The sequence below is a fragment of the Burkholderia sp. SR8 genome (assembly GCF_052851275.1).
In genome coordinates, this window is sequence record NZ_JAULUC010000048.1 from 1 (window position 1) to 16753 (window position 16753).

Annotated in this window: 13 protein-coding genes; 8 read left to right on the forward strand and 5 right to left on the reverse strand. The window is 64.2% G+C overall.

The features are described 5' to 3' along the window. The first annotated feature begins 591 nt into the window (after window positions 1-591). Together parA and Q3A80_RS31355 are read left to right on the forward strand one after the other, a co-directional pair. Entirely contained in the window at window positions 592-1254 is a 663-nt protein-coding gene (gene parA, locus Q3A80_RS31350) for a ParA family partition ATPase (protein WP_446332654.1), read from the forward strand. A gap of 23 nt (window positions 1255-1277) precedes the next feature. Then, window positions 1278-2339 (forward strand): ParB/RepB/Spo0J family partition protein, encoded by a 1062-nt coding sequence (locus tag Q3A80_RS31355; RefSeq protein WP_446332655.1) that lies wholly within the window; start codon window positions 1278-1280, stop codon window positions 2337-2339. A 91-nt stretch (window positions 2340-2430) separates the two neighbouring features. Here the strand turns inward: Q3A80_RS31355 and Q3A80_RS31360 are convergent, their stop codons facing one another. After that, complete coding sequence (locus tag Q3A80_RS31360) at window positions 2431-3795, reverse strand: RepB family plasmid replication initiator protein (RefSeq protein ID WP_446332656.1); 1365 nt, start codon at window positions 3793-3795, stop codon at window positions 2431-2433. Window positions 3796-5595: 1800 nt separating this feature from the next. Between Q3A80_RS31360 and Q3A80_RS31365 the strand changes: the two genes are divergently transcribed. Beyond that, complete coding sequence (locus Q3A80_RS31365; protein ID WP_446332657.1) at window positions 5596-6777, forward strand: DNA-binding protein; 1182 nt, start codon at window positions 5596-5598, stop codon at window positions 6775-6777. 139 nt (window positions 6778-6916) lie between these two features. Here the strand turns inward: Q3A80_RS31365 and Q3A80_RS31370 are convergent, their stop codons facing one another. From Q3A80_RS31370 to Q3A80_RS31380, 3 genes are all read right to left on the reverse strand, one after another. Continuing rightward, window positions 6917-7930 (reverse strand): tyrosine-type recombinase/integrase, encoded by a 1014-nt coding sequence (locus Q3A80_RS31370; protein ID WP_446332658.1) that lies wholly within the window; start codon window positions 7928-7930, stop codon window positions 6917-6919. A gap of 116 nt (window positions 7931-8046) precedes the next feature. Next, on the reverse strand, window positions 8047-8424 hold the full coding sequence (locus tag Q3A80_RS31375) for a DUF2471 family protein (protein WP_446332664.1): 378 nt from the start codon (window positions 8422-8424) through the stop codon (window positions 8047-8049). 127 nt (window positions 8425-8551) lie between these two features. Next, window positions 8552-9163: a helix-turn-helix domain-containing protein gene (locus tag Q3A80_RS31380; RefSeq protein WP_446332659.1), complete on the reverse strand. Its 612-nt coding sequence runs from the start codon at window positions 9161-9163 to the stop codon at window positions 8552-8554. A 161-nt stretch (window positions 9164-9324) separates the two neighbouring features. On the opposite strand from Q3A80_RS31380, the gene Q3A80_RS31385 reads away from it, so the two are divergent. The 4 genes from Q3A80_RS31385 to Q3A80_RS31400 all read left to right on the forward strand — a co-directional run bounded on the left by Q3A80_RS31385 (window position 9325) and on the right by Q3A80_RS31400 (window position 13564). After that, complete coding sequence (locus Q3A80_RS31385; RefSeq protein ID WP_322022926.1) at window positions 9325-10524, forward strand: glycine C-acetyltransferase; 1200 nt, start codon at window positions 9325-9327, stop codon at window positions 10522-10524. Window positions 10525-10537: 13 nt separating this feature from the next. Further along, window positions 10538-11566: an L-threonine 3-dehydrogenase gene (tdh, locus tag Q3A80_RS31390; protein ID WP_446332660.1), complete on the forward strand. Its 1029-nt coding sequence runs from the start codon at window positions 10538-10540 to the stop codon at window positions 11564-11566. Between the two features lie 848 nt (window positions 11567-12414). Beyond that, window positions 12415-13029, forward strand: a complete 615-nt coding sequence (locus Q3A80_RS31395) for a TetR/AcrR family transcriptional regulator (protein WP_446332661.1) — start codon at window positions 12415-12417, stop codon at window positions 13027-13029. A gap of 55 nt (window positions 13030-13084) precedes the next feature. Then, on the forward strand, window positions 13085-13564 hold the full coding sequence (locus tag Q3A80_RS31400) for a nuclear transport factor 2 family protein (RefSeq protein WP_027781811.1): 480 nt from the start codon (window positions 13085-13087) through the stop codon (window positions 13562-13564). A 582-nt stretch (window positions 13565-14146) separates the two neighbouring features. Here Q3A80_RS31400 and Q3A80_RS31405 read toward each other — a convergent pair. Continuing rightward, complete coding sequence (locus tag Q3A80_RS31405; protein WP_446332662.1) at window positions 14147-15232, reverse strand: tartrate dehydrogenase; 1086 nt, start codon at window positions 15230-15232, stop codon at window positions 14147-14149. A gap of 117 nt (window positions 15233-15349) precedes the next feature. Between Q3A80_RS31405 and Q3A80_RS31410 the strand changes: the two genes are divergently transcribed. After that, the gene (locus Q3A80_RS31410) at window positions 15350-16273 is read left to right on the forward strand and encodes a LysR substrate-binding domain-containing protein (RefSeq protein ID WP_446332663.1); all 924 of its coding nucleotides are present in this window, start codon (window positions 15350-15352) and stop codon (window positions 16271-16273) included. The last annotated feature ends 480 nt before the right edge of the window (window positions 16274-16753 follow it).

The window sequence follows — 16753 nt, forward strand, 5'->3', positions numbered from 1 at the left end:
AGTGGGTCGTCGCAGTGGGTCGTCGCAGTGGGTCGTCGCAGTGGGTCGTCGCAGTGGGTCGTCACAGTGGGTCGTCGCAGTGGGTCGTCGCAGTGCGGACCGATCGACATGCGGCGCCGCAGCCGGCTCCTGACCGCCTCGACGGTTTATGCGCATAAAGCAGCGTCTGCACTTCATCGCCCGACTCAACTCACACCGCAGCATGTTGGCGGTCCACTGCATTGCGCATTCGTCGTCCTGGCGCCGCCTTGACGGCAATATCACCTCACGACTGTGCCGCGGCGCCGGGGGCGAGTTTATGCGCACAAACTCGGCGCCCATCCCCGGATCCTCGGCAAGGAGAAGGGCAGGTTGCTGATAAATGGCGACGACGGGCTGTTCGATGTCGTCACGCTCTGGCCGCCCGGTGCCGTTGTCTCGCGGGTCATCTTCCGCTCGTCTCCATCGAATCTCGCCGTCCGCCGCCCGCCGAACCGTTTATGCGCATAAACCGATAGCCCGAATGGCTAACGCGTAGTTGGCGCACGACAATTTCATTGAAATATAAATATCGTCCTGTAGAATTCCAACGACCAAAAACAGGAGTGAAAATTGGCCGCGGAAATCATTGCAGTCACTCAACAAAAAGGTGGCGTCGGCAAAAGCACGATTGCCATGCACCTCGGCGCGGCATTCCATGAGAAAGGGAAGCGCGTCCTGGTCATCGACGCAGACGGTCAAAATACGCTGGTTCACTGGTCGAGCGCATCCGGTGACAGCGACACCGGTATCCCTTTCCCTGTCGTCAACCTCGCCGAAGCAGGCGGCCAGATCCACCGCGAGATCAAGAAGTTCATCAACGACTACGACATCATCGTCGTCGATTGCCCGCCGTCGATCACCGAGAAGGTGTCCGGCGTGGTGCTGTTGGCCGCATCGGTCGCCGTGATCCCGACTTCGTCGTCGCCGGCCGATTACTGGTCGAGCGTCGGGCTCGTCAAGCTGATCCAGCAGGCGCAGGTAATGAACGAAGACCTTCGCGCCGTCTTCCTGCTGAACAAGACCGAAGAGAAGCGCATGCTGACCCGCGAACTCAAGCGGGCGCTGGAGGAGCTCGGCTTCCCGCTGCTGAAGACGCAAATCCCGACCCGGGAAGCATACAAGCAGGCGATGGCGCTCGGTCAGACCGTGCTGCAGATGAACGATCGCGGCGCCAAGCTGGCCGCTGCGGAAATCCGCGCATGCGCCGACGAAATCGTCGCCATGCTGCCCTGACTTTATGCGCATAAAGGAGTCACATGAAGCCCTCCCAATTTGCAAAAGGATTCCAAGCGCGCCCGGATATCACGACGAGCGAGAAGCGCACCGCGCTTGATCGACTGAATGCCATCGACGGCATCGTCAAGTCCGAGACGGCCACACCGGCCCCGACCAAGTCGGCCAAGAAGGACGTCGCGCCGCCCGCTGTTCCGGAAGTCCTGCTTGATCCGTCGAGCGACGAGTCGCCGCAATATCGCGCGTGGCGCCTCGAGAACCGCTATGCGCCCGGCCAGGTGATCGAGTTGCCGCTGAAGGCGATCAAGCATAGTCCGTTCAATCCGCGGCATTTCTATCTGAAGTCGTCGATTGCCGAGCTCGCGGTGAACCTTGCGAAGCAGGGGCAACAGCAGGCGATCCACGTGATTCCGGATTACGACAATCCGGGCTCGTATTTCGTCAGCGACGGCGGTCGTCGCGTACGTGCGCTGAAGGAGGCGAACAAGGAATCCGTGAAGGCGATCGTGATCGACGTGCCGATCGGAATCGAGAGCTACAAGCTCGGCTACGACCTGAACGTGCAACGCGATTCGCAGACGGTGTTCGACAACGCGGTCGTATGGCGCCGCTTCCTCGACGACAAGCACTTCCAGAGTCAGAAGGAACTGTCCGAACATCTCGGCCTCGACGAATCGACGGTCGCGGTCGCACTGTCGATCGGCAAGCTGCCGGAAGCCGTGATGCAGGAGATGGTCGCGCGCCCCGATCGTTTCGGTTCGAACATGGCGTATCAGGTCGGCCGTTATCACAATGCGCGCGGCACCGAGGCGACGCTGCGGCTGATCAACAAGATCGTGTCCGACGATCTCAGCACGCGCCAGGTGTCGGACATCGTGAAGGGTCGCGTCGCGGCGCAGGAAACGCCGAAGCCGGCGGGCCGTCAGCGCTACGCGCAGCGTCTCGAGATCAAGCTAGGCGGCAAGTCGGTCGGCGATCTGAAGTCGTACGGCGAAGACCGCATCGAACTGCGCCTGCGCGGACTGCCGAAGGACAAGCGCGACGCGATCCTCGCGCAGCTCGAGCAGATGCTGTTGTCGGAGTGATGGAAACGCCCGGCAGGGCCTGGCGATGCGCCGGGCCGGCCGGGCGGGGCGCGGCGCCGGCGGCGGCCCGTCAGAGAGGCCTGAACGCGCGTCAGGCGGCCCGCGATTGATTCAGGGTGAACGACAGCAGATCGCCGTCGGTCGGCTCGCCCCAGGTCTTCTGCGCGAGCCAGTCGAAAAACGCCGTCTCGGCCAGCTTGGATTCGAGACCGCGCTTGCGCCAGTCGTCACGCAGGTGCGAGCCCATCGTCGGCAACACTTCCGACTCGAACGACTCGCGCGCCACTTCGCGCTCGGCGTCGCCCTGCTCTTCGTACAGCACCTTCGCTTCCTTGCGGCGGAACGCCGCGAATTCGCTCAACAGCCGCGCCTTCAGATCGTCCGGCTGCGCCGAGACTGCCTTCGCTGACGGCGTGCCGGAGGGCAGCGCATCGACGGACTCGACCGGCGGCGCATAACCCTTCTTCAGCGCATCCTTGAACAACGCGGGCGCGCTGCGCACCGGCGGCAGCGTCGTGCTGCGCATCCGCTGCTCGGTCATCTGCAGCGCCGCGCGAATCCGGTTTTCCTCGCTGTCCGCGTAGAGCGTCTGCGCTTCCTTGAGCGGAATCCCGAGCTTCACCATCCGGTCGACCAGCGTGCTGTCGAACACGTTCGGATGCTCGTCGAGCGCGAGCATCGGCTGCTTGCGCTCGGTCACGCGGAACTGGATCTCCGCGACCCGCCGCCCTTCGCGATGCTCGATCAGTTCGACGAAGATGTTCGTGACCGCATTGACCTCGGCGATCGCCGGGCGCAGATAGTCGCGCTTGAAATACTTGTACTCGCGTTTGGCCTCGTCGCCGGCTTCCGTATCGGGCGTGCCCGACAGGATCGGCCGCCACCATTCCCACGGCTCGCGCATCGTCAGGTGGCTCGGGTTGGTCAGGTAGCGCACGCAGATCTCATACAGCGCGAGGCCGGCGCTGCTGCGCAGCTGGCTCTGGAACTGCAGGCTCAGACGCGCGTACTGGACCGGATCGAGCAGCTTCTTCTTGATCTTCGGCGCGAACGAGAATTCGACCCACACGCGGCGGGTAGCCGGATCCTCGAGAATTTCCGCATCGGCGATCAGCGTCGAGATCCCCCACTTACGGCCCGGCTTCTGGCTCGACGTCCCGGTGCTCCATTCGACCTGAACCGACACCATGCGCCGCAGGTGTTCCTTCACCAGTGCGGTGTCGTTCGAATCGAAGGCGGAGTTGGCGACGATGTCCGACAGCAGCGCGCGATAGGTATCGCCCGAGTCGTCGGCCTGCTGCGCAACGGCGAGCAGTACATTGAACAGCTTGCGGGTCAGGAGCGTGATCTTGCCGCTCTTCGGCTGAATTGCGATCGCCTCGACGGCCTTCCGCAATTCGGCTGAACTGGCACTCACCACATCCACATCGGTTTTCTTGGCGCGCTTCGTGGCCATGCGTCGGGTCGGAGGAGAAGTTTCACGGAAGGATAGCGCCTGTGGTGATGTGCGTCCAGAACGACATGCTCACCATAGCCGGTGAAGTACGCGCGCAAAACGGCACTCACCCCAACTCTCTCCCGAAAACCCTCACCGCTCCGGATTTACGGCTTTTCCCACTCGTCCAGATATGTCGCGGGAGGCGCGGATTCACAGATTTTTGCCTGTGCCGGACCCGTGCGAAAGTGGCTCCCGTATCGGCTCACCTTTCGATTTGTCGTAATTTTGCGACTGCACGACGGTGCGCTCACACAGCGCCGCGCCGAGCCGGCCCAATCGGCCTGTATGCATGTACAGGCAAGGCCGGCCGGGCGATTGCACGCGGCGTCGTCATAGGCAAACACAGGCCGAAAACCTGCTTGAGCGCGCCGGTTGAGCGCTTTTCGCGAGGTCGGGCGCGCATTGTACAGCGCACAGAAATCGTTCGGTCCCGAAAATTCTCACCTCACCGAATCGACAATCTGTGACCCCGACGCCGCCGAACCCGCGGCACGCGCGGGACCGGCCGCCGAGACCTCCCGAAAACCCTCACCTTATTGAAAAAAGCGGCGCCGCAGCAGACACGAAATCGGCTCCCGAAAAATCTCACCGTAACCGGCGCGGTATCAAAAATGTCAATCGCGTCCGATACTTATGCGCAGTCGGCTTCCCGTGGGCTCCAGCGGCCTTCCCCCGAAAAGCCTCACCTTTCGGGCATCCACAGCAATGCGACCGTTGTGTGTCGGCTCCTGAAAAGCCTCACCTGTGCCAAAAAGTGGCACAGCAAAAATCGAATTTCCCCCAGTCCTGGCGGGCATTTCAGCGCATTCGCCCGGTTACCGGTCCTGCAAAACCTCACCTTTGCCCAATTTTCGAGCACAGAACACTCCCGAAAAGCCTCACCTTTATGCTGGATGGCGGACTGTGATTTGGGCCCCGAAGAAGCTCACCTTAACGGGATCGGGCCAGGAAAACCCGCATTTCGCTCCCGGAAAACCTCACCTTTCGCAGGTTACGGGCCCCACAGCGCACTTTTGCTGTGCAAAATGGCGGTCCTTTCCCGGAAATCCTCACAGCAAATTCTTGTGGAGTCCCGTGAAACCTCACCTTTCGCGAAAACTGCCCAAAAGATGGGCAGAATCGGGGCGCGAAGAAGGTCCCGCAAATTCTCACCTATGTCTGCACAGGCAGAAAACTGTGCACGCAGGCACCGCGCGGGTTCTGCGGATGTGGGGCCCCGAAAACCCTCACCTTTGGGAAAGCTCGTGTTTTACTGTGGTCCCGAATCCGCTCACGACCTTTCCTGCATCGGCTCACGCAGCTCCCCGAACCCCATCACTTCAGCTCCCGCAGAAGATCACCTTGGTTCCCGTAAAACTTCACCTTGTCGGCCGGAAACCCTTGGTACATAAGGCTGTGCCGTGGCGTTAACGTCTTTAACTAAGGGTTCAAGGGTGTTTACTTCTAATACTCTCAAGACATCGGTCGCCGAGTTTTCCACAGAGACGCCAACCCCTGAACACCGACCGGCTACGATGCCCGACGGCATGTGAAACAAATGCCCTTTTTTCGTGCGTGGTGGAAAACCCTTTCGGGACAAGTGCTTGGCCCACTTTCTTCGCTTTGTTTCACGGAATTCGGGTCGTGGATCGTCAAGCCAGGCCCACAGATCCGGTTTCTGTGCACACCGACGTAAATTCGCCACGGTCAGCGGAAACAGGTATCAAAAAATACGTATTTCGTTATGATCGCAACATCACAATCTCTGCGAGTGTTGCCATGACGCTGGATGAAATGCGTGAAGCCATCCGTGGCGAGCTGGAATCCCTGCGCGCGAGCGGCGCGCGGCGCCAGGAGTTGTCGCTCCATGCCTGCAAGCGACTGTTTTTCGATCTCGGCATCCGGCCGTCGGCCGCCACCGTCCGCGATCTGACCCAAACCGGTAGTGCCAGCGACATTCCGAAAGACATCGACCACTTCTGGGAGCGGATTCGCGCCGCGTCGAAAATTCGGCTCGACGGCGCGGCGATTCCGAAGTCGGTCGAGGAAAAAGCGGGGGCATTGCTCGGCGCGCTATATGAAGAAGCATTGAAGGCAGCCAAGGACAGTCTCGACGTCGACCGCGAGCAGGTCCGCGCCGGCATGGCCGCCGCGGAACAGCGGCTGCGCGACGCCACGGTCCGGCACGAAACCCTAGAAGCAGCGCTGGCCCGCAGCGAAACCCGCAACGATCAACTGCAGGCGCGCGTGACGGAACTCGAGGTGCAGCTTGCGTCTCAATCGACTCACGGTTCGGCAAACGAAGCGACACTGCTCACCACGATCGCCCGGCTCGAAAAGGAGCTGGCCGCCATGGAGGACCGCGTGGACGCCGAACAGACCCAGAACGCTGCGCTGCGCGATCGCATCGACACGCTGCAAGCCGAATTGCAACAGCGCACCGAGCACTACGCGCAGCAAATCAAGGATGCGGTGGCCGAAGCCGAACGTCGTGTCAAACCGATGCTGGTCGAGCTGGACTCACTGCGCAGCATGGCGTCGACGTACCAGAGCGGCCTGCGCGACGTGCAGCGCAAGGAATTCGACTTTCTGCAGCAACTGAGCGCGGCGAAGACGCGTGCCGACCGGCTCGAGGAACAGTTGCGCGCGCAGGGCGACGAACTCGAACGCGCGACGCGCGACGCGAATGCACTGCGGGCAAGCCGCGGGATGAATCCGGAAATTTCCGCACTGATCCGCCGCCTGGCCGACGCAGGGCAGCTCGATGCGGCGGCGTTTTCCGCGATCGGCACGTCGATGGACCACGACACGCCGGTGCCGCACCAGTGCCCGCGTTGTGACGGCGAACCGGAGCTCTCGCATGGCGATGACGGGTTCGAAGTATCGTGCCCCGAATGCGAACATGCGTCGGGACCGTGGCCGTCCCGGTTCGAAGCGGTCGCGCGCTTCGCGCGCGACTGACGTGCCGACCGGCACAGCGATCGCACAGGTGAGATGATCCGGGACGCTTGAGGTGAGGGTTTTCGGGAGCTGTGAAACGGTGAGGCTGCGCCGCACAAGGCTGCTCACGGATCAGGTCGCGTGAGCAGCCGGCCACGCATCAGTGAGTTTCGTCCTGTTCGGACGCGTCACCATTCGCGAGATCTTCCCGCCAGTTTTTCCACGCGCGGTGCAGGCGGTTCGACGAGATCGGCCGCATGAAGCCAAGCCATTTGCCGACGCGTTCGGGCGGCACGTCGTGTTCGAACAGTTCGGCCGCATAGGTGTTGCGCAGCGTTTGCGGGCTCGCCCGCGCGGTGCGCGACGACGTGAGCCCGGCGGATTCGACGATTGCATCGATCGCGCGCAGCATCGTGGCCTTGTGCATCGGCCGCCCGGTGTGCGACGCCGGGAACACGAGTTCGCCGGGAATCTCCTGGCGCTTGCGTTCCACGAGCCACGCTTCGAGCAACGCGATCGCGAACGAAGCCAGATGGGTTTCGCGCGCGAAGTCGGGATGCGTCGACGGGATCTGCAGCGACGTTCCGCTGGTGTTGATGCAACTAATCGTAAGCGCACGCGCTTCGCCCGTTTTCACGCCGGCACCGAGGAACGCGGCGACGAGCGCACGGTCGCGCCGCTCTTTCCAATATGCTGCGCCGGATACGCCGATCGGCGAAAACAGGTAGGCCAGCAACTTCGCGCGTTCGGCAGGTGTGAGGAAACCGGTCGGTTCGTTGTCGCGCGCCTGACGCCAGTTCGCTTCGCCATCCTGAGCAATGAAGCGGGCCGGGTTGGTGGACGCGAGCTCGGTGCGGCGGATATGGTCGAGCACGCGCTCGATCAAGCGCAGATAGCGCATCCGCTGCGTTTTCCGGATCGGAAGCTCGGCGACGAAGTTCGCGATCGATGCGGTATCGACCGTGGCGAGATTCTTCTGATGGGCGCGCAGCCACGCGAGAAATGCGCCCCACTGTGCGCGATAGACGTCGGCCGACGAACGGCGGTAGTCCTGCATCGCGAGCCACGCGTCGAACGCGGTTTCCGGCGACACGATCCAGTCGGATGCGCCGCGGTCGAACAGATCCTTTTCTTCCGGGCGTGCCGGGGTGTCGGGGGACGTGGGAAGGGACATGGTATTTATTCCGTTAGTTGCGTATATGGTAGCCCTTTGCGCAACATCGCGGGCAGCAGGATGTAGCAGCGATCATGTAGCAGTGGGCCGCCGTTTCGGGCGGCCGGTGCGCAGTGTCAGTCGCCCCATGCCTTGGACGGACGGTGAGCGCGCTCGCGGGGCGCCGGATGCGGCGACTTCGCCGCGGCTTCGTACGCGAGAACCGCGAACGAGAACACCGCGGGCAGCGCGTTCGACCGGCCGAAGTCGATCGGATCGTCCGTTTCGGGGAAGGTCATGTCCGACGGCCGTTCGAACAATTGACGCATGCCGGCGTCGTGCCGGCTGGCAAAGCCGAGATCGGCAAGCGCCTCGGCTTCGATGGCGTGCAGCAGACGCCACGACAGCGGCACGCGCTGACGGATGTAGCGCGCGGCTATATGGCGAACGATCAGTTCGAGGTCGTGCGCGGCAGCCTTGAAGCTGAGCGCGGCCAAATCTTGTTCTTCTGTCATCGCAGGCTCCTGTCGACCGCAGCGGCGCGTCGGTGCGCCGCCCGGCCAATGCATGGCGGAATGTCCGTATACTGTACAAATATACAGTGCTTTCCGCAACCGGCCTTTCGGCCGGCTAGCCGCCGCGTCAGCGATGAATCACGATCAGCAGTGCGCGTGCCTCGGCCTTGCCGGGATTGCGGATCGCGTGCGGCGTATCGGCCGCGTAGCGCGCGGTGTCGCCGGCCTTCAGGCGCCGGCTCGCCGCGGCGGCTTCGATTTCCATCGCGCCCTGCAGCACGGTCAGGTGCTCGCGCGTGCCCGGCTCGTGCGCGTTCGATACGAGCGCGCCGCCGCCCGGCAGCGTCAGCTCGTACCACTCGAACTTGCCGGCCAGGTCGATCGGGCCCCACACGCGCAGCTGGTAGCGGCCATCGTGGCCGGCGAGCGTCGGGATGTCGTGCGGGCCGTCCACGCGGATCGTCTCCGGGGCTTTCGGCTGCGAGAACAGTTCGTCGAGCGTGATGCCGAGCGCGTTCGTGAGCCGCCACGCAACCGCGATCGTCGGGTTGGCCTTGTCGCGCTCGATCTCGGAGAGCATCGACTTCGATACGCCGGCCGCGCGCGACAGGTCGTCGAGCGTCAGCTTGCGCTCGTTGCGCAGGCGCTGGATTTGCTCGCCGACGCGCGGCGGCGTCACGCCCGGCGGCTGCGGTGCGGCGCCGGCAGGCGTGCGCCGCGACGCGGAGGAACTTGCCATTTGGTTTCCGTTCGCTTAGAGTTGTTCGGTATTTCGAATTCTAGTTCGGAATATCGGATAAATGCGGTCAACCGAACGACCGACTATAACAGTAGCAGGCCGTTGCGCTGCCGCCACGAGCGGCGCGCGCCGGAATGCGAATCCCTGTCAGGAGCTTTGCGATGCGTGATGCCTTTCTCGCCCAGGTGCGCGGGACGCTCGACCAGATCCGCGCGGACGGTTTTTACAAGACCGAGCGCGAGATCGCGAGTCCCCAGGCGGCGGCCGTGCGGCTCGCCGGCGGTGCCGGCGTGCTGAATTTCTGCGCGAACAACTATCTGGGGCTGGCGAACGATCCGCGCCTGATCGCCGCGGCGCAGGCCGGCCTCGATCAGGACGGCTTCGGCATGGCATCGGTGCGCTTCATCTGCGGCACGCAAACCGTGCACAAGCAGCTCGAAAGCGCGCTCGCGTCGTTTCTCGGCACCGAGGACAGCATTCTCTATTCGAGCTGCTTCGACGCGAACGGCGGGCTGTTCGAGACGCTGCTCGACGAGAACGATGCGGTGATCAGCGACGAACTGAACCACGCGAGCATCATCGACGGCATCCGGCTGTGCAAGGCGAAGCGCTTCCGCTACAAGAACAACGATTTGTCCGATCTCGAGGCGAAGCTGAAGGAAGCCGACGCGGCGGGCGCGCGCCACAAGCTGATCGCGACCGACGGCGTGTTCTCGATGGACGGCATCATTGCCGACCTGAAAGGCATCTGCGATCTCGCCGATCGTTACGGCGCGCTCGTGATGGTCGACGACTCGCACGCGGTCGGCTTCATCGGCGCGCATGGCCGCGGCACGCCCGAACACTGCGGCGTCGACGGTCGCGTCGACATCATCACCGGCACGCTCGGCAAGGCGCTCGGCGGTGCATCGGGCGGCTACGTCGCGGCCCGGCGCGAGATCGTCGAACTGCTGCGCCAGCGTTCGCGTCCGTACCTGTTCTCGAACACGCTCACGCCGAGCATCGCCGCAGCGTCGCTGAAGGTGCTGGAACTGCTCGGCAGCGACGAAGGCGCGAAGCTGCGCGAACGCGTACGCGAGAACGGCGTGCGTTTTCGCGAGCAGATGACCGCCGCGGGCTTCACGCTCGTGCCGGGCGCGCATCCGATCATCCCGGTGATGCTCGGCGATGCGCAGCTCGCGACGAACATGGCCGACAAGCTGCTCGCCGAAGGCGTCTACGTGATCGGCTTCTCGTTCCCGGTCGTGCCGCGCGGTCGCGCGCGCATCCGCACGCAGATGAGCGCCGCGCATACGCCCGAACAGATCGATCAGACGGTCGCCGCGTTCGTGCGCGTCGGCAAGTCGCTCGGCATCGTCTGACGGAGGCGCGACCATGAAAGCACTGGCAAAGCTCGAACGCGGCCCCGGTCTCACGCTCACGCGCGTGAAGCGTCCGGAAGTCGGACACAACGACGTGCTGATCAAGATTCGCCGCACGGCGATCTGCGGCACCGACATCCACATCTGGAAGTGGGACGACTGGGCGCAGAAGACGATTCCCGTGCCGATGCACGTCGGCCACGAATACGTCGGCGAGATCGTCGAGATGGGGCAGGAAGTGCGCGGCTTCGCAATCGGCGATCGCGTGTCCGGCGAAGGCCACATCACGTGCGGCTTCTGTCGCAACTGTCGCGCCGGGCGCCGCCATCTGTGCCGCAACACGGTCGGCGTCGGCGTGAACCGCGAGGGCGCGTTCGCCGAGTATCTGGCGATTCCCGCGTTCAACGCGTTCAAGATTCCGCCCGAGATCTCCGACGATCTCGCATCGATCTTCGATCCGTTCGGCAACGCGACGCATACGGCGCTGTCGTTCAACCTCGTCGGCGAGGACGTGCTGATCACCGGGGCCGGCCCCATCGGAATCATGGCCGTCGCGATCGCGAAGCACGTCGGCGCGCGCAACGTCGTGATCACCGACATCAACGACTATCGGCTCGAGCTGGCGCGCAAGATGGGCGCGACACGCGCGGTCAACGTCGCGCGCGAATCGCTGCGCGACGTGATGGCCGAACTGCGGATGACGGAAGGCTTCGACGTCGGCCTCGAGATGTCGGGCGTGCCGAGCGCGTTCACGAGCCTGCTCGAGGCGATGAATCACGGCGGCAAGGTCGCGCTGCTCGGCATTCCGCCCGCGCAGACGGCGATCGACTGGAACCAGGTGATCTTCAAGGGGCTCGAGATCAAGGGCATCTACGGTCGCGAGATGTTCGAGACCTGGTACAAGATGGTCGCGATGCTGCAAAGCGGCCTCGATCTGTCGCCGATCATCACGCACCGCTTCGCGGCCGACGATTACGAGAAAGGCTTCGCCGCGATGCTGTCCGGCGAAAGCGGCAAGGTGATTCTCGACTGGACGGCCTGAGTACCGGCGGGGCGGCCCGGCGTGTTGGCCGGCTGCTCCGCTCGTATCGACTTCAGCGTGTGTCGTGGCCGAGCGGCTTCGGCAAACGCTTGAGGTGAGAATATTCGGGAGCTGCGTTTGCGTGTCCGAACGGGCTCCAGCACGCTTTCGTCGCGTGCAGCAGCGCTCAAATCAATGGATCGCCAAGCGTTTGTCGATCGCTGTATGCGAGCGGTCACACATCGATTCCGCCATACGCATCGGTGACATGCCATCCCACTTGCGACTCACCCGTCAGCGTTGCTCCGCTGGCGCTTCGTCCGCGTCGTTCGGCGCGTGTCTTTGTTCTTACCGTTCCGTCTTCGCTCGTCACGCCTGAATCGCATGCCCTTGTCGGATCATGGCACTCAAGTGCAGCGGTTTGTGCTGTTTCAGCGGCAACACACCGACGTGCCCCGCACATCGCATCTGCTGCCTCGAACGTGATGCCATCGACGCTCTGCAAACTCACCCTTCAGCCATGCGACCGACACTGATTGGTGCGCTGCCGGCTATCTGATCTGCTCACCATTCCGCCACCGCAGTCGAAACTGCAGACGGAACACGACGAGCCAGCATTTCGGGCGTTGCAATCCGATCTCGACGGGTTCGCTGCGGAAACCGGAAACCGTCAAGCGTCCGCGCCGTGCTGCATGCTGCTACGCATCCGAGGCGCCGCGTCGGCACCCGGAAGCCGATGTGACGAAGCGGAACAGCCGTAACGTCGAGGCTTCCGGCAGGCCGTCGGCGTCCGACGTTCGGCCCTCCCGCCGACAGGGCCATTCCCCGCACGTGTTGACGAGGGAGAACGATCGTTCTACCGTAAACCCATGAATGCACATGACGACTCCTCCACCGAACCGGCGGTTCGCGACCGGTTGCTCGACGCGGCGGAAGCGCTGATCTACTCCGGCGGCATCCATGCCACCGGTGTCGACGCGATCGTGAAGCGCTCCTGCGCTGCCCGAAAGAGCTTTTATTCGCATTTCGAATCGAAGGAAGCGCTGGTCGTCGCCGCGCTCGAGCGCCGGGACGAACGCTGGATGCGCTGGTTCGTCGACGCAACGCTGGCGCGCGGCAAGTCGCCGCGTGCGCAGTTGCTCGGCATGTTCGACGTGCTGCGCGACTGGTTCGTGCAACCCGGTTTTCACGGCTGCGCGTTCCTGAACGCGTCCGGCGAGATTGCCGACGCCGACGATCCGGTGCGCGTCGTCGCACGCATGCACAAGGCACGTTTGCTGGCGTTCGTGCGCGAGCGGTTCGACGCCTACGCGGACGCTGCTGCGATCGAGCGTCGCGGGCTCGCCCGCCTTGCGCGTCAATGGCTGGTGCTGATCGACGGCGCGATCGGCGTCGCGCTCGTCAGCGGCGATCCAAGCGCAGCGCGCGATGCGCGCGCCGCCGCCGAACTGTTGCTCGATACGGTGTCTCGAGCACCGAAGTAACGCGTCCCAACCGGCTGCGCGCGTGCGTGGCCGGAACCTTGAACAGGAGCATTCCATGTCCGCTTCCCCGGAAGTTCGTCCGCCCGTTCCGCCCTTCACGCTCGAAACCGCGCGCCAGAAAGTGCGCGCCGCCGAAGACGCATGGAACACGCGCGACCCGCAGCGCGTGTCGCTCGCATACACGCCGCAGAGCCGCTGGCGCAATCGCGCGGAGTTCGTGACGGGCCGCGACGAGATCGTCGGCCTGCTGCAGCGGAAATGGACGCGCGAGCTCGACTATCGGTTGATCAAGGAGCTGTGGGCGTTCGGCGGCAATCGCATCGCGGTGCGGTTCGCGTACGAATGGCACGACGACGCCGGCAACTGGTTCCGCTCGTACGGAAACGAAAACTGGGAGTTCGACGAGAACGGCTTGATGGCGCATCGCCACGCGAGCATCAACGATCTGCCGATTCGCGAAGCCGATCGCCTGTACCACTGGCCGCTCGGACGACGTCCGGACGATCATCCGGGCTTGTCCGATCTCGGACTGTGATGCGCACGGTGACGGCGCCTCGTTGCGCTCGGCGGCACGTCGAGCGCGACGTTCGTGTTCAACGGTGAGGAAATACGGGAGCTGTGCGCAGAGGTGAGTGTTTTCGGGAGACGCGCATTCCGTGCAGGACGGTGTGACGTGCCATGTCCTGCAACTCACCGATCAAGGTTCGTTCGAAGTCGCGCGATTGCGCTGATGAAAGCACCGCGTATTGCCTTCCGTGCGCGATTTCTCGTCGTGCGTCTGCGCATGCGGTCCGAACGCACATCGAAAGCGACATGGCGGTGCCTTCGCCAACATACGATGAAGCTCGACCGGTGTGTATCGATGCGTGATGCAACTCACCGGTCGATTCAACGTGACGCCTCTCGCATCGACGTACCGACGTACCGACGTACCGACGTACCGACGTACCGACACACCGACACATAACGCGCGCGCACCGTACGGCATCGCGCGCAGAATCGACATCGCCTTGCGCATCGAATTCGACAAAGGTGCGCGCGGGTTTGTCGTGTGTCTCGCCACTGAACACCGCATGCGTGAGCCGCCTCCCGGCCGTGCACCTTTCGCATCGAACTGTCAGCCCGCAATCCGCGCCGCGATCGCCTCGCCCACTTCCCGCGTGCCCGCCTGACCGCCGAGATCGCGCGTGCGCGGCCCAGTGCGCAGCACGTCCTCGATCGCGGCGACGATCGCATCGTGCGCTTCGCGTTCGCGCCCCGCGCCGTTGCCGAGGAAGTCGAGCATCATCGCCGCCGACCAGATCATTGCGATCGGGTTCGCGATGTACTGCCCCGCGATGTCCGGTGCCGAGCCATGCACCGGTTCGAACAGCGACGGGAACGTGCGATCCGGGTTCAGGTTCGCCGACGGCGCGATGCCGATCGTGCCGGTGCAGGCCGGCCCGAGGTCGGACAGGATGTCGCCGAACAGATTCGATGCGACGACGACGTCGAAGCGGTCCGGCTGCAGCACGAACCGCGCGCAGAGGATGTCGATGTGCTGCTTGTCGACCGCGATCTCGGGATAGCGTTCGCCCATTTCGGCTGCGCGCGCGTCCCACCACGGCATGCTGATCGCGATGCCGTTGCTCTTCGTCGCGACGGTCAGGCGCTTCGCGCGGCGCTGCGCGAGCTCGAACGCGAACTTCAGCACGCGTTCGGTGCCGTGCCGCGTGAAGATCGACTGCTGCATCACCACTTCGCGTTCGGTGCCTTCGAACATCGTGCCGCCGACCGACGAATATTCGCCCTCGGTGTTCTCGCGCACGATCATGAAATCGATGTCGCCGGCTTTGCGGCCGGCGAGCGGCGACGGCACGCCGTCAAACAGGCGCGCGGGCCGCAGGTTGATGTACTGATCGAACTCGCGGCGGAATTTCAGCAGCGAGCCCCACAGCGAAATGTGATCGGGCACCGTCGCGGGCCAGCCGACCGCGCCGAACAGGATCGCGTCCATGCCCGACAACTGCGCCTTCCAGTCGTCCGGCATCATCTTGCCGTGCTGCGCGTAGTAGTCGCAGCTTGCCCAGTCGATCTGCTCGAACGCGAACCGGATGCCGAAGCGTGCGGTGACGGCGTCGAGCGCGCGCACGCCCTCGGGCATCACTTCACGGCCGATGCCGTCACCGGGGATGACGGCAATCTTGTACGTCTTGTCGCTCATGCAAGCCTCCTTGGCTGGTCGGGCCGCTGGCGGCGTGCGCAGCGGAACATGACGCCATTCTATTTATTTCCATTCAGATTAAAATCACGCGAAAGGTTAATCGACTTTCCACGAATCGTGAATAAATCGCCGAATCTCGACGACCTGCGCGTGTTCAGCCTGGTCGTCCGCCTGACGAGCTTCAGCGCGGCCGCCGAGCAACTCGCGGTGTCGCCCGCTTACGTGAGCAAGCGCATCGCGCTGCTCGAGGCGCAGCTCGGCACGCGGCTGCTGCATCGCTCGACGCGCCGCGTGACGGTCACGGAGGCCGGCGAACGCGTGTTCGCGCGCGCCGAGAAGATTCTCGACGACGTCGATCATCTCGTCGAGGACGTGTCGACCACGCGCACGGTGCCGCGCGGCACGCTGCGTATTTCGAGCAGCTTCGGCTTCGGCCGGCATGTCGTTGCGCCGGCGCTGCTCGACTTTTCCGCGCGCTATCCGCAGCTGAACGTGCGGCTCGACTTGTTCGACCGGCTCGTCGACGTCGCGGGCGAAGGCTACGACCTCGACGTGCGCATCGGCGACGACATTGCGGATCATCTGATCGCGCGCCGTCTCGCCGCGAACTATCGCGTGCTGTGCGCATCGCCCGACTATCTCGCCCGGCGCGGCACGCCGCGCACGCTTGCCGATCTCGCATCGCACGACTGTCTCGCGATCAAGGAGCGCGATCATCCGTTCGGTGTGTGGCGACTGAACCTGCGTGGAGAAACGGCGACGGTGAAGGTCGGCGGCGCGTTGTCGACGAACCACGGCGAGGTGGCCGTGCAATGGGCGCTCGCCGGACGCGGGATCGTGTTGCGTTCGATCTGGGAAGCGGGGCCGCTGATCGAACGCGGCGAACTGCGTCGCGTGCTGCCGGACGCGATCCAGCCGGCGAACATCTGGGCGGTGTATCCGGAGCGCGTCGCGGCGTCGGCGAAAGTGCGCGTATGCGTCGATTATCTGGCGGAGGCGCTCGCCGGGCTGAATGCTGCCGCGAGCGACGATGTCGGGTGAAGCTGGTCAAAGGTGAGCTTTTACGGGGGCATGCGCCGGGCATCGGCACGTGCCGGTTTTACGACTCGTCACTACGTCGCGGGCGCGATGGCGTGCAGCCGCCACCGACGCGTCGGCGGCCGTGAAGCACCGGCAGGCCGATGTTGGTGCGCTGTCCGTAGCGCCTAGGCTGCAGCACGTAGCACGTAGCACGTAGCTCACGGCTCACGGCACACGGCCCACGGCCCACGGCCCACGGCCCACGGCCCACGGCCCACGGCACACGGCACACGGCACACGGCACACGGCACACGGCACACGGCACACGGCACACGGCACACGGCCCACGGCCCACGGCCCACGGCCCACGGCCCACGGCCCACGGCCCACGGCCCACGGCCCACGGCCCACGGCCCACGGCACACGGCACACGGCACACGGCACACGGCACACGGCTCAGGCCCCGGCTTACGGTTCAGGCTGAGGGCTCACGCCACACGC